Source organism: Serratia sp. PAMC26656, assembly GCF_016469055.2.
GTDB lineage: Bacteria > Pseudomonadota > Gammaproteobacteria > Enterobacterales > Enterobacteriaceae > Serratia > Serratia plymuthica.
On the sequence record NZ_CP150486.1, the window covers coordinates 2,465,321 to 2,483,698 of the forward strand.

The 18,378-nt window shown below is 56.2% G+C and carries 21 protein-coding genes; 11 read left to right on the forward strand and 10 right to left on the reverse strand.

All coding sequences use genetic code 11. The annotated features are described in order from the left end of the window. Positions 1–70: 70 nt before the first annotated feature. Positions 71–535: a glycine zipper 2TM domain-containing protein gene (locus JEM67_RS12670; RefSeq protein ID WP_004943793.1), complete on the reverse strand. Its 465-nt coding sequence runs from the start codon at positions 533–535 to the stop codon at positions 71–73. 354 nt (positions 536–889) lie between these two features. Between JEM67_RS12670 and anmK the strand changes: the two genes are divergently transcribed. From anmK to pdxY, 5 genes are all read left to right on the forward strand, one after another. After that, positions 890–2,011, forward strand: coding sequence for an anhydro-N-acetylmuramic acid kinase (anmK, locus tag JEM67_RS12675; protein ID WP_199639150.1), 1,122 nt, complete (start codon positions 890–892; stop codon positions 2,009–2,011). 45 nt (positions 2,012–2,056) lie between these two features. Beyond that, on the forward strand, positions 2,057–2,359 hold the full coding sequence (locus tag JEM67_RS12680) for an MliC family protein (RefSeq protein ID WP_013812693.1): 303 nt from the start codon (positions 2,057–2,059) through the stop codon (positions 2,357–2,359). Positions 2,360–2,448: 89 nt separating this feature from the next. Continuing rightward, on the forward strand, positions 2,449–3,102 hold the full coding sequence (pdxH, locus tag JEM67_RS12685) for a pyridoxamine 5'-phosphate oxidase (protein WP_004943802.1): 654 nt from the start codon (positions 2,449–2,451) through the stop codon (positions 3,100–3,102). A gap of 138 nt (positions 3,103–3,240) precedes the next feature. Next, entirely contained in the window at positions 3,241–4,515 is a 1,275-nt protein-coding gene (gene tyrS / locus JEM67_RS12690) for a tyrosine--tRNA ligase (RefSeq protein WP_020438927.1), read from the forward strand. Positions 4,516–4,581: 66 nt separating this feature from the next. After that, positions 4,582–5,451 carry a pyridoxal kinase PdxY gene (gene pdxY / locus JEM67_RS12695; RefSeq protein ID WP_199639152.1) on the forward strand — a complete coding sequence of 290 codons (870 nt, stop codon included), beginning with the start codon at positions 4,582–4,584 and terminating at the stop codon, positions 5,449–5,451. A 28-nt stretch (positions 5,452–5,479) separates the two neighbouring features. Here the strand turns inward: pdxY and gstA are convergent, their stop codons facing one another. The 4 genes from gstA to JEM67_RS12715 form a co-directional block, all read right to left on the reverse strand. Continuing rightward, positions 5,480–6,085, reverse strand: a complete 606-nt coding sequence (gene gstA, locus JEM67_RS12700; RefSeq protein WP_199639154.1) for a glutathione transferase GstA — start codon at positions 6,083–6,085, stop codon at positions 5,480–5,482. 89 nt (positions 6,086–6,174) lie between these two features. Further along, positions 6,175–7,059, reverse strand: a complete 885-nt coding sequence (gene dapA, locus JEM67_RS12705; protein ID WP_199639156.1) for a 4-hydroxy-tetrahydrodipicolinate synthase — start codon at positions 7,057–7,059, stop codon at positions 6,175–6,177. Between the two features lie 202 nt (positions 7,060–7,261). After that, positions 7,262–7,525, reverse strand: coding sequence for a DUF3811 domain-containing protein (locus JEM67_RS12710; protein ID WP_006324956.1), 264 nt, complete (start codon positions 7,523–7,525; stop codon positions 7,262–7,264). 107 nt (positions 7,526–7,632) lie between these two features. Beyond that, positions 7,633–8,298 carry an HD domain-containing protein gene (locus tag JEM67_RS12715; protein ID WP_199639158.1) on the reverse strand — a complete coding sequence of 222 codons (666 nt, stop codon included), beginning with the start codon at positions 8,296–8,298 and terminating at the stop codon, positions 7,633–7,635. A gap of 236 nt (positions 8,299–8,534) precedes the next feature. On the opposite strand from JEM67_RS12715, the gene JEM67_RS12720 reads away from it, so the two are divergent. After that, positions 8,535–8,930, forward strand: a complete 396-nt coding sequence (locus JEM67_RS12720) for a nuclear transport factor 2 family protein (protein ID WP_013812700.1) — start codon at positions 8,535–8,537, stop codon at positions 8,928–8,930. On the opposite strand, the gene JEM67_RS12725 is transcribed toward JEM67_RS12720, so the two are convergent. Continuing rightward, complete coding sequence (locus JEM67_RS12725; protein WP_004943833.1) at positions 8,927–9,196, reverse strand: hypothetical protein; 270 nt, start codon at positions 9,194–9,196, stop codon at positions 8,927–8,929. The two genes, JEM67_RS12720 and JEM67_RS12725, sit on opposite strands and share 4 nt — an antisense overlap. Positions 9,197–9,397: 201 nt before the next feature. On the opposite strand from JEM67_RS12725, the gene JEM67_RS12730 reads away from it, so the two are divergent. Further along, positions 9,398–9,709 (forward strand): hypothetical protein, encoded by a 312-nt coding sequence (locus JEM67_RS12730; protein ID WP_199639160.1) that lies wholly within the window; start codon positions 9,398–9,400, stop codon positions 9,707–9,709. Positions 9,710–9,739: 30 nt separating this feature from the next. Next, a complete protein-coding gene (locus JEM67_RS12735) occupies positions 9,740–10,120 on the forward strand; it encodes a nuclear transport factor 2 family protein (protein ID WP_199639162.1) in 381 nt (126 codons plus the stop codon). Between the two features lie 9 nt (positions 10,121–10,129). Here JEM67_RS12735 and JEM67_RS12740 read toward each other — a convergent pair whose 3' ends face one another. Then, positions 10,130–10,507: a RidA family protein gene (locus JEM67_RS12740; RefSeq protein ID WP_004943839.1), complete on the reverse strand. Its 378-nt coding sequence runs from the start codon at positions 10,505–10,507 to the stop codon at positions 10,130–10,132. 155 nt (positions 10,508–10,662) lie between these two features. On the opposite strand from JEM67_RS12740, the gene JEM67_RS12745 reads away from it, so the two are divergent. Further along, positions 10,663–11,517: an aminoglycoside phosphotransferase family protein gene (locus JEM67_RS12745; RefSeq protein WP_199639166.1), complete on the forward strand. Its 855-nt coding sequence runs from the start codon at positions 10,663–10,665 to the stop codon at positions 11,515–11,517. On the opposite strand, the gene JEM67_RS12750 is transcribed toward JEM67_RS12745, so the two are convergent. Continuing rightward, on the reverse strand, positions 11,482–11,985 hold the full coding sequence (locus tag JEM67_RS12750; RefSeq protein WP_199639169.1) for a cupin domain-containing protein: 504 nt from the start codon (positions 11,983–11,985) through the stop codon (positions 11,482–11,484). The two genes, JEM67_RS12745 and JEM67_RS12750, sit on opposite strands and share 36 nt — an antisense overlap. A gap of 210 nt (positions 11,986–12,195) precedes the next feature. Further along, the gene (locus JEM67_RS12755; protein WP_199639171.1) at positions 12,196–13,380 is read right to left on the reverse strand and encodes a benzoate/H(+) symporter BenE family transporter; all 1,185 of its coding nucleotides are present in this window, start codon (positions 13,378–13,380) and stop codon (positions 12,196–12,198) included. A gap of 112 nt (positions 13,381–13,492) precedes the next feature. Here JEM67_RS12755 and JEM67_RS12760 point away from each other — a divergent pair, with 112 nt between their 5' ends. Both JEM67_RS12760 and JEM67_RS12765 read left to right on the forward strand, forming a co-directional pair. Then, positions 13,493–14,056 (forward strand): helix-turn-helix domain-containing protein, encoded by a 564-nt coding sequence (locus JEM67_RS12760; RefSeq protein ID WP_199639174.1) that lies wholly within the window; start codon positions 13,493–13,495, stop codon positions 14,054–14,056. A 159-nt stretch (positions 14,057–14,215) separates the two neighbouring features. Continuing rightward, positions 14,216–16,306 (forward strand): prolyl oligopeptidase family serine peptidase, encoded by a 2,091-nt coding sequence (locus tag JEM67_RS12765; protein WP_199639177.1) that lies wholly within the window; start codon positions 14,216–14,218, stop codon positions 16,304–16,306. Positions 16,307–16,377: 71 nt separating this feature from the next. Here JEM67_RS12765 and dtpA read toward each other — a convergent pair whose 3' ends face one another. Continuing rightward, positions 16,378–17,898, reverse strand: coding sequence for a dipeptide/tripeptide permease DtpA (gene dtpA, locus JEM67_RS12770; protein ID WP_013812709.1), 1,521 nt, complete (start codon positions 17,896–17,898; stop codon positions 16,378–16,380). Between the last annotated feature and the right edge of the window lie 480 nt (positions 17,899–18,378).

The window sequence follows — 18,378 nt, forward strand, 5'->3', positions numbered from 1 at the left end:
TGATTAGATTTCACAGCATCGGAAATGAAACCGGAGGCCTTGGCCTCCGGTTTTACCTTCCCGCTTCCGCTTACAGCGGGGAGACGGTAATGGTGTCGCCGGTACGTGCCATACGCACACGCTGACCTACGCTGAACTTGGTTGCGCCAGCCTTCTGAACCACCACGATGTTCTCTTTCTGGTCGGTCTTGATTTCCAACTCATAACCCGAGGTGCGTCCTGCCAGCTCACCGACGCTATTGCCGGCTACGCCACCGGCCACTGCGCCCGCAGCGGTTGCCAGGGTACGGCCGGTGCCGCCACCTACGGTGTTACCCAACAAGCCGCCAAGGACCGCACCGCCGATAGCGCCAATGGTATTCGAGCTGTCGCTCCCCTGGATCTTGACTGGACGGACAGAAACCAGCGTACCGTAAGTCACGGTCTGAACCTGTTTGGCCTGCGAGGACGAATAGACATCGCCGGACATGGATTCATTGGCGCATCCTGCCAGCGTAACTGCGGCGACGGCAACGACGAGAAGACGCTTGATCATATAAAACTCCTGTTGTAGTAGTCCATAACCTGGGAAACCTTGCCAGGCCAGATTCAGTGAAAATAATAGACAAAGTATGGCTTAAACACACGTACATCACCATGCCCCGTCACTGCACGAAGCTTAACTTTACTCTGTTCAACCAATAATAAACGGTGGTTTAGCTTTATAACAGGGCTGGAACAAATTCCATTGCGGGTTTAGCCGTCTTTATCTGCGTGGGCGACAGGTAAAAACAGGAGCATCGCTCACAGAGGTGAAAAAAGGCATCATAATTCATGGCGTTAATGGCCTAATTCTGGTTTATTTATCGGTTGAAAGTTTGTTTCCCCGTGCGGGTTAAAGGATGTTGCTATGAAGTCAGGCCGCTATATAGGTGTTATGTCTGGCACCAGTCTGGATGGCGTCGATGTGGTGCTTGCCGCAATCGACGGACGAATGGTCGCGCAGCAGGCCAGTTACAGCCACCCGATGCCGATCCAACTGAAGCAAGACATTCTTGGCATGTGCCAGGGTCAGCAGACCACGCTTTCTGCGGTGGGCCGACTGGATGCACAGCTTGGGATGCTGTTTGGCGAAGCGGTGCTTGGCTTGCTGAAAAAAACCGGCGTCTCGGCGCATGACATCACGGCTATCGGTTGTCATGGGCAGACGGTATGGCATGAGCCTGGAGGCGACGCGGGCTTCTCGATGCAACTGGGCGATAACAACCGCATCGCCGCGCTGACCAATATCACCACCGTCGGCGATTTTCGCCGTCGCGATATGGCTTATGGCGGTCAGGGGGCTCCGCTGGTGCCTGCGTTTCATCAGGCGCTGTTGGCGCATCAAACAGAGCGCCGTATGGTGCTGAATATTGGCGGCATCGCCAACCTGTCGCTGCTGCTGCCAGGCGTGCCGGTGCGGGGTTTCGATACCGGGCCGGGCAATATGCTGATGGATTCCTGGGTATGGCGTCATCGCTCGCAGCCTTACGATAAAGACGGCGCATGGGCGATGGAAGGGCGCGTCTGCCTGCCGTTGTTGCAACAGATGTTGGCCGATCCTTACTTCGCGCTGCCTGCGCCGAAAAGCACTGGCCGCGAGTATTTTAATGCCGCCTGGCTGGAACGTCAGCTCTCAGGCTTGCAGGCTATCAGCCTCGTCGATGTGCAAACGACCTTGGCGGAACTGACGGCGGTCACCATTTGCGAACAGGTACAGTTGGCGGGCGGCTGCGAGCGTCTGCTGGTGTGCGGCGGCGGGGCGCGCAACCCGTTGCTGATGGCGCGAATGTCCGCGCTGTTGCCGGGCACCGAGGTGTGTCTGACCGATGATTTCGGCGTCAGTGGCGACGATATGGAGGCGCTGGCCTTTGCCTGGCTGGCGTTTCGTACCCTGTCCGGGCAGGCCGGCAACCTGCCGTCGGTCACCGGCGCCAGCCGTGAAACCCTGCTGGGTGGGATTTATCCGGTTTTGCCTTTAGGGCCCCGTTAGCTCTGTTAGGATAGAAATCGACAGATTTCCCTAAGGAGCAACAGCATGAAAAAAATGATTATTGTCGCGGGCGCACTGGCGTTGGCGGGTTGCAGCTACGTATTACCGCAAAGCAGCCAGAATCTGCACTACCAGTGTGGCACCACGCCGTTGACGGTGTCGTTGGACGGTAAGGAAAGTACAGCCAGTTTTCTGATGGATGGCGAGCAACTGAAGCTGAAACAGGTGCTGGTCATGTCCGGTGCGAAATACAGCGACGGCAAGTACAGTTTCTGGTCGAAGGGCCAAAACGCTTATGTCGAACGCAATGACAAGGTGATTATGAGCGACTGCGTACTGGTTAACTGATCGGCCGGTGGCGGCGTCAGAACGATTGAGATTCTGGCGCCGCAGGCGCAGAATGTAACGACGATTTTTTCGGTTGGTTGATAAACCAGATGATTGAAAATAATGAGTTTGATGTTGCGGACCTGCGCCGTGAATATACCCGTGGCGGCCTGCGCCGCAACGATCTGACCGCCAATCCGCTTGAATTGTTCGAGCGCTGGCTGAAACAGGCCTGCGAGGCGCGTCTGGCCGATCCTACCGCCATGTGTGTGGCTACGGTGGATGAAAATGGGCAGCCCTATCAACGCATCGTGCTGCTCAAGCATTTTGACGACAAAGGGCTGGTCTTTTATACCAACCTTGGCAGCCGCAAGGCGCAGCAGTTGGCGCAAAACCCGCACATCAGCCTGCTGTTTCCGTGGCACATGCTCGATCGCCAGGTGATTTTCCTTGGCAAGGCGGAACGTCTGTCCACGCTGGAAGTCATGAAGTACTTCACCAGTCGGCCGAAAGACAGCCAAATCGGCGCCTGGGTATCGCAGCAGTCATCGCGTATTTCCGCACGCGGCGTACTGGAGAGCAAATTCCTCGAACTGAAGCAAAAATTCCAGCAGGGCGAAGTGCCGTTGCCGAGTTTCTGGGGCGGATTCCGCGTTAATTTCGATTCTGTCGAGTTCTGGCAGGGCGGCGAACACCGCCTGCATGACCGCTTTTTGTATCAGCGCGATGGGAATGACTGGAAAATTGACCGACTGGCGCCCTGAAGACTGAAAATCCCCCTTAAGCGCTGGCACTGATGCCGCCGGCGCTTTATTCTATGCGCTACCCCGATTTTATATTTCGCCAGTGGGCGGAAGGTCGTGTACCGACAAAGGTGCATTCGTTTATACATGGAGTCATTGATGGCAAGCAGCAACTTGATTAAACAACTGCAAGAGCGGGGCCTCGTTGCCCAGGTTACGGATGAGGAAGCGTTAGCGGAGCGACTGGCGCAAGGGCCAATTGCACTGTATTGCGGTTTCGATCCGACCGCTGACAGCTTGCATTTGGGCCATCTGGTTCCTCTGTTGTGCCTGAAGCGCTTCCAGTTGGCCGGCCACAAGCCAGTCGCGCTGGTAGGCGGCGCGACCGGTCTGATCGGCGATCCGAGCTTCAAAGCGGCTGAACGCAAGCTGAATACCGCTGAGACGGTGAATGAGTGGGTGGAAAAGATCCGCAAACAGGTTTCCCCGTTCCTCGATTTCGACTGCGGCAGCAACAGCGCCATCGCCGCCAACAACTATGATTGGTTCGGCGGCATGAACGTGCTGACCTTCCTGCGTGACATCGGCAAGCATTTTTCCGTGAACCAGATGATCAACAAGGAAGCGGTGAAGCAACGTTTGAACCGTGACGACTCGGGCATTTCCTTCACCGAGTTCTCCTACAACCTGCTGCAGGGCTTCGATTTCTCCGAGCTGTACAACCGCCATCAGGTGGAACTGCAGATTGGCGGTTCCGATCAGTGGGGCAACATCACTTCCGGTATCGATCTGACTCGCCGCATGCACCAGAAACAGGTGTTCGGCCTGACGGTACCGTTGATCACCAAGGCGGACGGCACCAAATTCGGCAAGACCGAAGGCGGCGCAGTGTGGTTGGCACCGGAAAAAACCAGCCCGTACAAGTTCTACCAGTTCTGGATCAACACCGCCGACGCCGACGTATACCGTTTCCTTAAGTTCTTCACCTTCATGAGCCTGGAAGACATCAACGCGCTGGAAGAAGAAGACAAGAACAGCGGCAAAGCACCGCGTGCCCAGTATGTGCTGGCGGAAGAAGTGACCGGCATGGTGCACGGCGCGGAAGGTTTGGCTGCGGCCAAACGCATCACCCAGAGCCTGTTCTCCGGTGCGTTGCATGAGATGACCGAAGCGGACTTCGCCCAGTTGGCGCAAGACGGTATGCCAACCATCAAACTGGATGGCGATGCGGATCTGCAGCAGGCGCTGGTGAATGCTGAACTGGTGCCGTCACGTGGCCAAGCGCGCACCATGATCGGCTCCAACGCGGTGACCATCAACGGCGAGAAACAGTCCAACGCCGAATACGCATTCAGCGACGCCGATCGTCTGTTCGGCCGTTACACGCTGTTGCGCCGGGGCAAGAAGCATTACTGTCTGATCGACTGGAAATAATTAAATATCAATGAGGGGCCTTTCGAGGCCCCTTTATTTTTTAAGGTGACAGGACCGTCAGTGTTGATGAAAAATATTCTCTCTATTCAATCGCATGTGGTGTTTGGGCATGCCGGCAATAGCGCGGCTGAATTCCCAATGCGCCGTATGGGCGTTAACGTCTGGCCGCTGAACACCGTGCAGTTTTCGAATCATACTCAGTACGGCAAATGGACGGGCTGCGTGATGCCAGCCAGCCACCTGACGGAGATCGCTCAGGGGATTGCGGCCATCGATCAACTGAAAAACTGCAATGCGGTGCTGAGCGGCTATATCGGTTCACCGGAGCAGGGCAACCATATTCTCGAGGTGGTTCGTCAGGTCAAACAGGCTAACCCGGGCGCCTGGTATTTTTGCGATCCGGTGATGGGCCACCCTGAGAAGGGCTGCATCGTTGCGCCGGGCGTGGCGGAGTTTTTTTGCCGGCAGGCGCTGCAGTGCAGCGACATGATTGCGCCAAACCTGCTTGAGCTGGAACTGCTGAGCCAGCGGGAAGTGACTGACGTCGGGCAGGCGATAAGCGCAGCACGTGAACTGATCGCCAAAGGACCTAAGTTGGTGCTGATCAAACACCTGAGCCGTGCCGGCTATCATATCGACTGTTTCGAAATGCTGTTGGTCACGGCGGATGAAGCCTGGCATATCAGTCGTCCGCTGGTGGATTTTGGCGTTCGTCAGCCAGTCGGCGTGGGCGATCTGACCAGCGGTCTGCTGCTGGTCAATTTACTGAAAGGCGTGGCGCTGGATAAAGCATTGGAGCATGTGACCGCAGCGGTATATGAGGTGATGCTGACAACCCAGGCAATGGGCGAGTACGAACTGCAGGTAGTGGCGGCGCAAGACCGCATCGTGCAACCGAACTGCGAATTCAAAGCGGTAAAACGGTACGTTCTGTAGCCCCGGCAGTGCAGCCGGGGCTTGGGGATTATTTCAAACCTTCGGCGTTCAACGCCGCATCCACCGCTGGCCGCGCAGCTACTCTGTCAAAATACGCCGCCAACTGGGGGTATTTTTTGAGATCGAACTGCTGGGAGATGGCCCAACGCAAAACGGTAAACAGATAGGCGTCTGCCACGCTGAATCGGTTTCCCAACAGGAAATGCTGTTTCGCCAGCACGGACTCCAAATAGCTGAACTGTTGCTCCAGTTTGGCGCGCGCGATGCTCTTGTATTCATCCGGCGTTTTCGGATTAAACAGCGGGGTAAACCCCTTGTGCAATTCGGTCGCAATATAGTTCAGCCACTCAATGGCATGATAGCGCGACAGCGTACCCGCCGCCGGGATCAGGTTGCGATCAGGCACGCGATCCGCCAAATATTGCACAATCGCCACGCCCTCGGTCAGCAGGCTGCCATCATCCAGCAGCAGCGCCGGTACCTGTCCTTTGGGGTTGATCACCAGGTAGTCTGCGCCGCTTTCGGTCTTTTTCTGCGCCAGATCGACCTTCTCCGCCGTAAAATCCAGACCTGCCTCGCGCAACACAATATGTGGGGACAGAGAACAGGCACCGGCTTTATAGAACAGTTTCATCGGAAGCTCCTTGATTGTGAATAACAGGCATGCTTAACCTCTGATCTTAGTTCCATAACGTTAAAATTACAGCGGGTTAGCTGACAAATTTAGCTAATCAGCGCATCTTCCGGCTGTAACTGCGCCAGAGTCACGGCAATTTGCTGTTGCAACGTCTGTGGTGCGATTTGCATCGGCGAGCGCAGCTCGTTGCGGATCAGGCCCTGCTGAGCAAGAGCGGCTTTGACCGGCGCGGGGTTGGGGAAACTGAACATCTGGTGGATCATCGGCAACAGCGCATAGAAGTTCGCACGCGCCGCGGCCAGATCGCCGTCGGCGACTTGTTGCACCAGTTGCACAAAGCGCTGCGGATAAATGTGCGCGGAGGCGGAAATCGCACCGGTACCGCCCAGGCACAGGGTGGTGAGGATCAGATTATCTTCGCCGGTCATGACGTCGATCTCGCCGTCGTCAATCAGCGCCATGGTTGTGTCCGGGTTACCGCCGCAGTCCTTGATCGCCTTCACCTGCGGATGGCGTGCGATCTTCCTGATAGTTTGCAGTTCCATCACGATGCCGGTGCGTTGCGGGATATTGTACAGGATCACCGGCACGCTCGACGCATCGGCAAGTTGGGTGAAATAATCCACCAGACCGCATTGCGATGGGCGGATGTAATAGGGCGCGGGGATCAGCACCCCGGCGATGTCGCGCAGTTGGATCTCCTGCTGCATCTGCAGGGTGTCCAGCATGTTATTGCCCGATAGCCCCATCACCACCTGGCTGGCCGGCACGACGTCCAGCACCGCGTCGAGCACGGCCAACTGCTCTTCCTTGCTTAACGCCGCCGCTTCACCGGTTGTGCCGCAGACCACCAGCCCGGAGACGCCAGAGGCGATCAGGTATTGCGCCAGCCGTTTAACCGCAGGCAGATCGACGGCGTTATTATTGAATGGGGTAACCAGCGCAACCCAAATACCGGAAAATGAAGCCATAATAAGTTCCTTCAGTGCAAACGACAGATAAGCCAGATGAGAAAATGCCAGAGGATATCCGCCGATAATGAATATTCTTCATTATGCTGTCAATTTACAACTTCTTGATAACATTGTTATTCATGATTTGAATGGGCTGATGAGTTTGGCTAATGAATCGGGGCAATAAAAAACCCCGCGCTGGCGGGGTTTTCGTAAGGCATTAACGCGGGGGGCGGGTGCTGATTGAAGCGGACCAACTGAAGGTTTCGCCGCTGGGTTTGACCCGGTTGGCTTTACGTTCGGCGCGCGTCGCTTTTTCAATTTTCTCGCGGGCGGCCATGATACGTGCCACGACTTCATCCTTGGTCTTGTTGTTCTCGGCATTCGTCAGTTCTCGGCCGAGGTTTTTACGCGCCTTGTCCAGCTCGGTTTTTACTTCACGTTGTTCGCTTTCCGTCATGTCTTTCAGCGTCAGTTTTTTCATCGTTGTGGCCTGGTCAGTGAAGATGGTTGTCAGTGTACAGCAATTATTGCGGCGAAGATGCCGGTAGCGTAACGGAATCGATGCGTTGGGGGCATTAACAGCGATTTTCACATCTCTTCCAGCAACTCGCTGAGGAAGCGACGCATGCGCTCGGTGCGTTCCTGAGCCATTTGTCGACCGGCCGCGGTCTGAAAGCCTTCCTGCAGCTTAAACAGTTTGGTTTCGAAGTGATCCAGCGTGAAACGCTTATCGTCATATTGGCGCTGTTGCGCCAGCGGATCGGCGGCATCGTACAGCGCGCTGCGCATACGCCCGCCGATGTAGAAACAGCGCGCCACGCCAATCATGCCGATGGCGTCCAAACGGTCGGCGTCCTGGATGATTTTCGCCTCCAGCGTTTCCGGCGTAATGGCGGCAGAAAAGCTGTGCGCTTCGATGGCATGGACCGTTTTGGCGATGTCCTGCGTTTCCCAATCCAGTTGTGCGAGCGTCAGAGCGGCTTTCTCCGCCGCCATGCGTGACGCCAGGTGGCGCTGTGGCGAGTTCTTTTCTACCGCGACGCAGTCATGCAACAGCACCGCCGCACACAGAATGCGCCGGTCGCCGCCTTCCTGAACACTGATCTGGCGGGCGTTTTTCCATACACGGTGCAAGTGGGCAACGTCATGCGAGCCATCGTCGGAATCGAGGGTCAGCGGTAATAGCGCCTGCGCCAGCTCCTGATGGGGTGAGAAAGGCCGCAGCAATTCCTGTGGCAGCAGTGGAAAATGCACGTTTTGCTCCTTGGTGGCGGTGATTGTTAATCATCATAGCAGCCGCAGATGAGGCGGTTATGACACCGCAGTAACAGAATTGTTTACTGTATTGCAATAGACTATTGCCGTAATTACGGTTTTTGTACCGGAATAAGCAACCTACAATAGTCTCATTCCGGTCATCCCCGCCTGGTGTTAGCCTGTGTCTGCGGGGCATGGCCGGAATATCCCGCTAATGCCACAGGAGAACAGACATGCCAACGAATCTGGAAATTGTACGCGCTACCTATGAGGGTGGCAGTGCCGAAGAGAACGGTCGTAACCTGCTGGCGGCGTTGGCGCCCGATGCAGAATGGACCGAAGCGGCAGGTTTTCCTTATGCCGGTACCTACGTTGGGCCGCAGGCCATTTTTAAAAATGTTCATCAGCGTTTAGGGACAGAATGGCAGGGCTACCGCGCCGACGTTGAACACTTCTACGATGCCGGTGAAAACGTGATTGCCCAAGGGTTCTATCATGGCACCTATGGCGCGACCGGCAAATCATTCACTGCATCCTTTGCGCATATTTATCAGCTGCGCGAGGGGAAAATCGTCAAGTTCACGCAAATCGTGGACAGCGCTAAAGTGCTGGAAGCCATGCAGAACTAAAGACCACTGTGTTTGCCGTATTTACGATCGTATTCCCGCCGGTAACCGCGCGCCTTGTTGCGATCGCGGATCCACAAATAGCCGCACACCAGCGCGACTGCGCCTGAAAAGGTAATGTTGCGCATATCGCGGTCATAGCAAAACACCAACACAGCATCCATCGCCGCGACAAAGGCAATCCATTTGTACATATGGGATTGCCGCCGCGTGGCCGCGTTGAGGCGCTTTAACTGTCTGGCTTCGTGCATAACCGGTTTTTGCTGCATAACTTTCCGCGGGTGATAATTCTCTTAGCGATAAATTACCAGAATATTCCTGATGGCGGCAAAGGTTAACGCATGCCGCGCCGCTGTTTTTCCCGCTGGCATTCCTCCGCTGAAAATCTGCGCACGGGGTAGTGAATAAACCCCAAAGCATGATACGTTACCTATTCACTATTTGTGTTTTTTTATTCATTTGGGGGCGCAATGATTGTCAGGACCTGGCACGGGTGCGTGCCATTACGGCATCAGCAAGGATTTACCGATCATTTAACTGTCACAGGGCTGCAGCATGCTGAAGCTACGGCTGGAAACCTTGGTGCTTTTGTTCGCCAAGAGGTCCAGGGCCAGTATGCGCACTTCTTTCTGGCCACCTACTGGGAGTCTCTGACGGCGATAAAACGTTTCGCCGGTGAGGATTATCAGGTAGCGGTCACTTATCCGGACGATGAAGCCTTCGCTTTAATTTCAGACCCTTATGTCTTTCATCATCAGGTTGATGAAATCGCCGCGCTGTAATTGTCAGGTTAACTACGAGCAGGGGATAGTATGAACAACAAAACGATACGCCCGGAAGATGTGGTTCAGCGGCAGCTTGATGCCTATAACGCCCGCGATATTGACGCCTTTATGGCGTACTGGGCGGAAGACGCGCAGTATTATGAACACCCGGATACGCTGCTGGCCAGTGGCAAGGCGGAGATCCGCGAGCGCCATATTGCGCGTTTCAAGGAGCCAAGCCTGTACGGTGAACGGGTCAAGCGCATGGCCTTGGGCAGCATGGTGATCGATCAGGAAGTGGTTACGCGCAATTTCCCGCAGGGGCGCGGCAAAATGGACGTGATCGCCATTTATGAAGTTGAACAGGGCAAGATCGTGAAGGCCTGGTTCAAAGTCGGCCCGTGCGAGCTGGATGAGGGCGCATTATAGCGCCCAATCTCACAGCGCCACGACGGCTTCGATCTCCACGCATGCCTGTGGCGAGAACAGTGCGTTGACCGCGACCAGTGAACAGGCCGGCAGCGCACCATCAAAATAATCAAACAGCACGGGCCGAATTGCCTGCAGATCGCCAATGTCAGTTAAAAACACGGTGATTTTAATCAGCGCTTTGAGATTGGTGCCTTCGGCGGCGGTAATGGTCGCCAACTGCTCCAGAATGGCTTGGGTCTGTTGCTGCGCCGTTTGCCCCTGAGCTTCGGTGGCGAAGGCCGTTAGCCCGGAGACATACAGCGTATCACCGTGGCGCACCGCGTGGACATAAGGCCCGCCCGGCGTAGGTAACTGCGGATAATTAATGCGCTTCAATGACGTCATGATAAAAACCCCGCAAGATTAATTAAAAAAACAGGCAAACTTGGTTAGGATACTGCAATTAACGCCGGGAATACGCCGAGAACTATTGATTTCTAATAGTATCACCGGTGCCAGTTTTTCACCGTGATTGCCATCAATAAGGACGCCTGACCGCAATGAATCCTGCCTTTATTCCCTATGTGCAACGCTGGCAGCTGGAAGCTGACGGCAAAGCATTTGAAACTCACAGCAGCCTGCTGATGCCGGTGCGCTATCAGGGCGCTGCCGCCATGCTGAAAATCGCCCGCGAACAGGAAGAAAAGTTCGGCGGGTTACTGATGTGCTGGTGGCAGGGTGAAGGCGCGGCGCGAGTGCTGGCCTGGCACGAGGACGGCATCCTGCTGGAGCGTGCTCAGGGCAAGCGATCGCTGGCACAAATGGTGCGCGACGGCGACGATCGGCAGGCGACGACCATTCTCTGCCAGGTGGTTGCCCGCCTGCATGCGCCGCGTTCACAGCCATTGCCGGAGCTTATTCCGCTGCACCTGTGGTTCAACGCGTTGTGGCCGGCGGCGCAGGCCCACGGCGGTATGCTGCGGCTCAGCGCCACGGCGGCGGCGGAACTGCTGACCAGCCCGCGGGAACAGAGTGTGCTGCACGGGGATATACACCACGACAACGTGCTGGATTTCGGCGAGCGTGGTTGGCTGGTAATCGATCCCAAACGCCTCTACGGCGAACGCGCCTTCGACTATGCCAATATTTTCTGCAACCCCAATTACGGCATTGCCACCGATCCGGATATTTTCCAGCGCCGCGTGGAGCAGGTCTGCCAATTGGCTGGCTTGGAACGCCAGCGTTTGCTGCAATGGATCCTTGCCTGGGCAGGGCTGTCCGCAGCCTGGTTTATGGAAGACGGCGAAGCGGCGGATATCGATTTTCGGGTGGCGGAGCAGGCTGCGCGTGCGCTGGGCCTGCCGCTGCCGGAGGGGGACTCAGGGTTCATCCTCCCAATAATCGAGCGACGCTGAAGGGCGTTGCAGATAGCGCACCGGTTGGCCATTGTCACGTTGGGCTGTTGCCTGGAACTTACCTGAGTCCGGATATTCCACCAGTTCAGGCTGCTCACGGGTGCTGACGGAAAGATATTTCAGCGGTAACGCCGAAGTGTTGATGATTTGGTGCGGGTATTCCGGGCCGGGTGGGATAAAAATAACGTCGCCGCTTTTGATCGGCAATTGCTCACCGGCGACCCGCAGTGTTCCGGTTCCCTCCAGCACGATAAACATTTCTTCCTGCGCATAGTGAAAATGATAAGGGCAGGAACGCATGCCTGGCGCCACCACGTCGATGGACGCTCCCAGCTTGTTGGCAGCGGTGCCGGTGCCTAAACGGGCGCCGACGCTGTCATATAACGGCGGACGGCGATCGTGCGTTTTTTCGACTTCTTCAAGATTGCGGATCAGTCGCTGGGCTAAAAGCGCGGCGTTATCATTCATAAAGCCCCTCGTTACAATGTCACTTAATAATTAGCTGAGGCGATGGTCAAAGCCTCTAAGCCCGTCGATGATATAAGTCTCAACATCTATCGTTTTGCATTGTTCTGGTTCCCCTGTTGGTTAAACCAGCCCGGATCCAAAGCGGGGTAATAATCACCCCTTTGACAGTTAAGCAGAAGATCGCTGAAGTAGAAAAGAATTACGCTTGGATTAATCCATTGTGCGTCGTGGCAGCGACAAAATGAGATGCGCGATCGCACCGCCAATAATTCCCCAAAATGCAGAGCCGACGCCGAGCAGCGTCACGCCGGAGGCGGTGATCAGGAAGGCGATCAGGGCGGCATCGCGCTGTTTTTCATCTTGCAGCGCACGTTGCAAGCTACCGGCGATGGTGCCGAGCAGCGCCAGCCCGGCAATGGTGTGGATCATCGCCGGCGGCAACGCGCTGAACAACATGCCGATAGCGCCGCCAAACAACCCGGCGAGCAGATAAAACCCCCCGGCGGCCACCGCGCCCATATAGCGGCGTTGCGGGTCGGGGTGCACGTCCGGCCCCATGCAAATGGCGGCGGTAATGGCGGCGATGCAAACGGAGAACCCGCCGAACGGTGCCAGCAGCAGTGCGGTCAGCGCCGTCCAACTGATCAGGGGCGAAGTAGGGACGCTATAGCCCGCCGCTTTCAGCGTAGCGATGCCAGGGGCGTTTTGTGACGCCATGGTCACCACAAAAAACGGCACGCCGATGCCAAGCAGCGTCGACCAGGTGAAATGCGGTGCAATAAATTCAGGCACCGCGAAGGCCAGCGGTTGCTGAGAAAGATGAATAGTGCCCTGCAACGCCGCAATAGCCAGCCCCACCAGCAACGTCAGCACAATCGCATAACGCGCCAGATAGCGGCGGCTCACCAGATACATCAACCCCATCCCGGCGCTGAGCACGAAATTTACCTGTAGCGAAGCAAAAGCATCCAGGCCGAAGCGCAGCAGGATCCCCGCCAACATTGCCGCCGAAATCGCCTGCGGAATAAAGTCCATCAGCCGGGCGAACAGCCCGGTGACGCCGCACAGCAGGATCAACCCGGAGGCAAAGATAAACACGCCAATCGCTTCGTTGATCGGCGTGCCGGGCAGGCTGGTGACCAGCAGTGCCGCGCCGGGAGTTGACCAGGCTGTCAGGATCGGTGTGCGGTAATACAACGAAAGCCCAAGCGAGGTCACGCCCATTCCCAGCCCCAGCATGCTCAGCCAGCCGCCGATCTGCACTGGCGTGGCACCGGCCGCCGCCGCAGCCTGAAAGATAATGGCTGCGGAGCTGGTGTAACCCACCAATACCGCTACAAACCCGGCCATAACGGCGGGCAGGGTCAAATGACGCAAAGAGATGTCAGGGCGCATGGCAGACTCCGGCTGTAGTTGTACGTTATAACGCACGGCGATGAATGAGCATAGCACCGTGCGTTATAGCGTACAAGTGGCTATAATCAGCCGGAATTCAGAAGGGGGAATCATGCAGGAATTGTCCGGCCATCTGGCGCAAACATTGAAATCGCTGCGTGCGCAGCGCGGCTGGAGCCTGGCTCAGGCGGCTGAGAATACCGGCGTCAGCAAGGCGATGCTGGGGCAGATAGAACGCGGCGAATCCAGCCCAACGGTGGCGACGTTGTGGAAAATCGCCACCGGCTTCAACGTGGCATTTTCCGCTTTTTTGGAGATCTCGCCGCTGCAAGAGCAGGCCACGTTGCACCGTTATGGCGATGCGCCGGTGTTCAACCAATACAACGCCGATATGCGGGTGGTGCCGCTGTTTCCGTTTGACCGGCAATTGGGTTTCGACATGTTCGTTATCGATCTGGCGCCGGGAGCGCTCAGCGAATCGTCGGCGCACGAACCGGGCGTCATTGAACATGTGATCGTCATCAGCGGCCGGCTGGAACTGGCAGTCGACGGTCAGTGGTACAGCCTGGCCAGCGGCGAGGCAATGCGCTTTCAGGCCGATCGGCCACATGCTTACCGCAACGCCAGCCAGGAGACGGTGCGCATTCACGATCTTATCCACTATCCTAAATTTTGACTCAACGGCACGGGTGCTGGCTTTGACTCCGCCGCGTCAACGATCTACCTTGTTGAAAATGAGTCTTATTTATCCAGGAAGGAGAACTTGATTTTGCCGATTAGCAATCGACGCCAGTTTATTAAACTCAGCGCACAAACTGCAGGAGCCGTATTCGCGATGACTTCATTACCGAACAGTGTCCGCCTGGCGATGGCGGCGGAGGGCGGTGCCAGTGCCACCGATGAATTCCTGTGGCTGGAAGCGCTGCAGGGCAAAGCCGCGCAGGCATGGGTGAAGCAGGAAAATCAGCGTACCACTGCGCGTTTCGCCCAGGGCAAAGGCTTCCAACAGGTGGAAAAACAGGTGCTGGATATCCTGAACAAGGACAGCCAAATTCCGTGGGTCGCCAAGCGCGGCGATTACTACTACAACTTCTGGCAGGATCAAACCAATCCGCGCGGGCTATGGCGGCGCACCTCGCTGCAGGAATACCGCAAGGCCAACCCGGCCTGGGAAACGGTGCTGGATATCGATGCGCTCGGCAAGGCGGAAGGCAAAGACTGGGTGTTCCACGGTTCCGAGCCGTTACCGCCGGAGTATCGTTATTGCCTGGTGGAATTGTCGCCGGACGGCGGCGACGCCACAGAGATACGCGAATTCGATCTGGTCAGCAAAGCGTTCGTGAAAAACGGTTTTGTGCTGCCGGTGGCGAAAAGCCAGGCGTCGTGGATTGATAAGGATACCCTGTTTGTCGCCACCGACTTTGGCGCAGGTTCGATGACCCAATCCGGTTATGCGCGTATCGCCAAACGTTGGCGGCGCGGCACGCCGCTGAGTGCCGCCCAGACGCTGTATGAGGCGCAACCGCAGGACATGACGGTGTTTGCTTACCACGACCACACGCCGGGGTTTGAGCGTAGCTACGTGGGCCGTAGCCTGGATTTCTACCGCCGTGAAACCTTTCTGCTGACCAAGCAGGATCGGCAAATCAAAATTGATATTCCCGCTGACGCCGAGTTCAGCACGCACCGTGAATGGCTATTGATCAAACCGAGCAGCGACTGGGACGTAGGCGGCGCGCGCTATCCTTCAGGTTCGCTGCTGGCGGCCTATTTCGATGATTATCTGGCGGGTAAACGCGAACTGACGGTGTTATTCACGCCGACCGCGCAGGCGGCGCTAAGCGGTTATAGCGGTACACGCGACCACCTGATCCTCAGCATCATGGACAACGTGGTGAATCGGCTGGAAGTGCTGACGCCGCAGGGTAAAAGCTGGCAGCGCAGGGCGCTCGGCAATCCGGGCGCCATCAGCACGATTTCCGCCGGCGGGATTGACGATGAAACCAACGATTATTTCCTGACGATTGGCGGATTCCTGCAACCGACTTCGCTGTACCTGGGGAATCTCGACGGTGGCGAGGCAGAGCTGCTCAAGCAGGGGCCGCAGGACTTTGACGCCGGCGATTATCAGGTCAGCCAGCATTTTGTCGCCTCCCGCGACGGCACCCGTGTGCCGTATTTCCAGATTTCGGCCAAAGGCATCACGCTGGACGGCAGCAACCCAACGCTGCTGTACGGCTATGGCGGTTTTGAAGTGTCGCTGCTGCCGGGTTACATGGGCAGCAAGGCGCCAGCCTGGCTGGAGCGCGGCGGGGTGTATGTGGTGGCGAATATTCGCGGCGGCGGGGAATATGGGCCGGCCTGGCACCAGGCGGCGCTTAAGCAGAACCGCCATCGCGCTTATGAGGATTTTGCCGCGGTGGCGCAGGATCTGATTGCGCGAAAAGTGACGTCGTCACAGCATTTGGGCGCGCGTGGCGGCAGTAACGGCGGGCTGCTGGTGGGTAACATGCTGACGCTGTACCCACAGCTGTTCGGCTGCATCGTTTGTGAGGTGCCGCTGCTGGACATGCAGCGTTATACCCAACTTTCCGCCGGCGCTTCCTGGATTGCCGAATATGGCGATCCGGCCAAAGCGGAGGAGTGGGCGTACATCAAAACCTTCTCGCCTTATCACAATATCGAAGCGGATGTGCCTTACCCGCCGGTGCTGTTTTACACCGCCACCAGCGACGATCGCGTCAATCCGTCGCACGCCCGTAAAATGGCGGCGCGCATGCAGCAAATGGGGTATCAGCAGGCCTACTTCTATGAGAATACCGAGGGTGGGCATAGCGCCGCCGCAGACAAGAAACAGGCTGCGTTCCACAGCGCGCTGGTCAGCGAATTTATGTGGGCAACCCTGAGCGGCAAGTCGCCAGACTGAGAAGAGAGTGGTTGAAATAAAAAACGGGGCGTTGTTGAGACGCCCCGTTTTTTGTCTGTCCGAAACCGTTATCAGTTAACTGCTGCGGCGGCCTGCGCTTTCTTTTCGGTGTCTTCTGCGGTGTCCAGCGTCATGCGGTACAGCTTCGGTGCGGTCAGCATCATCAGAATGGCAATGACGGCGGTGGCGATACCGATTTGCATAAACACGTGGCTGTAGATAGCCAGTGACGCGTGCGCATCGTTGATGTCGCTTGGTACGGCGGTCAATCCCGCAACCTTGCCGGCAATCAGCGCGGCGGCAGCGGTGGTCAGGAACCATGACCCCATAATAAAGCCCATCAGGCGTTGCGGCACCAGTTGCGCCACCATGGCCAGACCCAGGCCGGAGATCATCAGTTCACCGATGCTTTGCAGCCCATAGCTCAGGATCAACCAGTTAACCGACACGATACCCTGTTCGTTGGCGAAGCTGGCGCCCCACGGGAGTACCAGGAAGGCGCCGGAGCACAGGATCATGCCGAAGGCGAACTTGTGCGGCATCGGCAGACGGTCACCCATCTTGTTATACAGCGCCGCCAGAATCGGGCTGGCCAGCATAATCCAGAACGGGTTGAGCGCCTGATACTGTTCAGGTTCAAACGCCAGGCCGAGGATATTGTGCTCGACGTTATGAATGGCGAAGAAGTTCAGCGAGGTCGGCATCTGGGCATACAGCACGAAGAACACTACCGCTTCCAGCATCAGCAGAAAGGCGACGATCATCTTGCGGCGCGCTGCACCGTGCAGTGTAAAGGCTTCCTTGGCGAACACGACCACAATACCCAGGGAGATAATCGCCAGCGCCCAGCGGGCAATGATCTGGTTGTGCAGCAACCAGCTTGACAGGGCAACCAGCGCCACGACGCCAACCAGCACCATCAACAGCTTCTTGACCTGCAGCGGCTTAAAGTCCGGCTTGGAGCCGTGTTGTTTCACCCACTTGTGGCAGACCATAAAGTTGACCAGGGTGATCAGCATGCCCACCACGCTCAGTGAGAACGCGACGCTCCAGCCATATTTCGCCGCCAACCACGGGGTCGCCAGCATCGACAGGAAAGAACCGATATTGACGGACATATAGTACATGGTGAATGCACCGTCCAAACGCGGATCGTCTTTCTCATAGCAGGTCGACAACAGGGAGGATGGGTTCGCCTTGAACAGGCCGCTGCCCACGGCGATGGTCGCCATGCCCAGATAGACCCAGAAGATTTCATGGCCGGAGTACGCCACCATGGCATAACCGACGGCCAGTACCAGCGCACCCAGCACGATCACGCGCTTGGAGCCCAGCACTTTATCCCCCAGCCAGCCGCCGATGGCAACGAAGCCATACACCAGGGCGCTGAAGGACGAGAACAGGGTAATGGAGTCGGCTTCGCTCAGGCCAAGCATTTTGACCAGATAAACCGCCATGATGCCTTGCAGGCCGTAATAACCGAAACGTTCCCACAGTTCGATCGAGAAGATCAGGTAGAACGCCTTAGGTTGTTTGAAGGCGTTAAGACTGACGCCCTCAGGGTGTTTGCTGTTGTTGTTTGCAGTTGACACTGGTACCTCTGATTTTTCACTGCCCCGCCTCGTAGAGACGAGAAATGGCAAAAGGTGATGCAGGACTGCATCCTTCTGCGTTGTTATAGGATGGGATGACGGCGGTTAATGTTCACTATCTTTGTCAGCGAGGCAAGCCGTTTGTCATACTCTGTTACATATAACGTTCGCGTTGTGAAACAACCATGTTGCAAATGTTATTCAGCATTAACTTTTGCCTTGATTTGTTTTGGCGAATTTTTGTTTTGATTAAAAGCTATACGGAATTTAATTAGGGATATATTCTGCTGTATTGTCTTTTCGCAGTCGATATCAATGCTATTGCTAATCAACATGCTGGATTGTTGTGTGTAATGGTTGTTTTGTAAAATTATAGAAATTTAAGACAATGGGGCTGGCGGTTGTGACGACAATGTGATCGCGAAAGCGTGATTTATGCCGCAATTTTTGACTAAATTTTCGCTTGAAAATAACATGGAA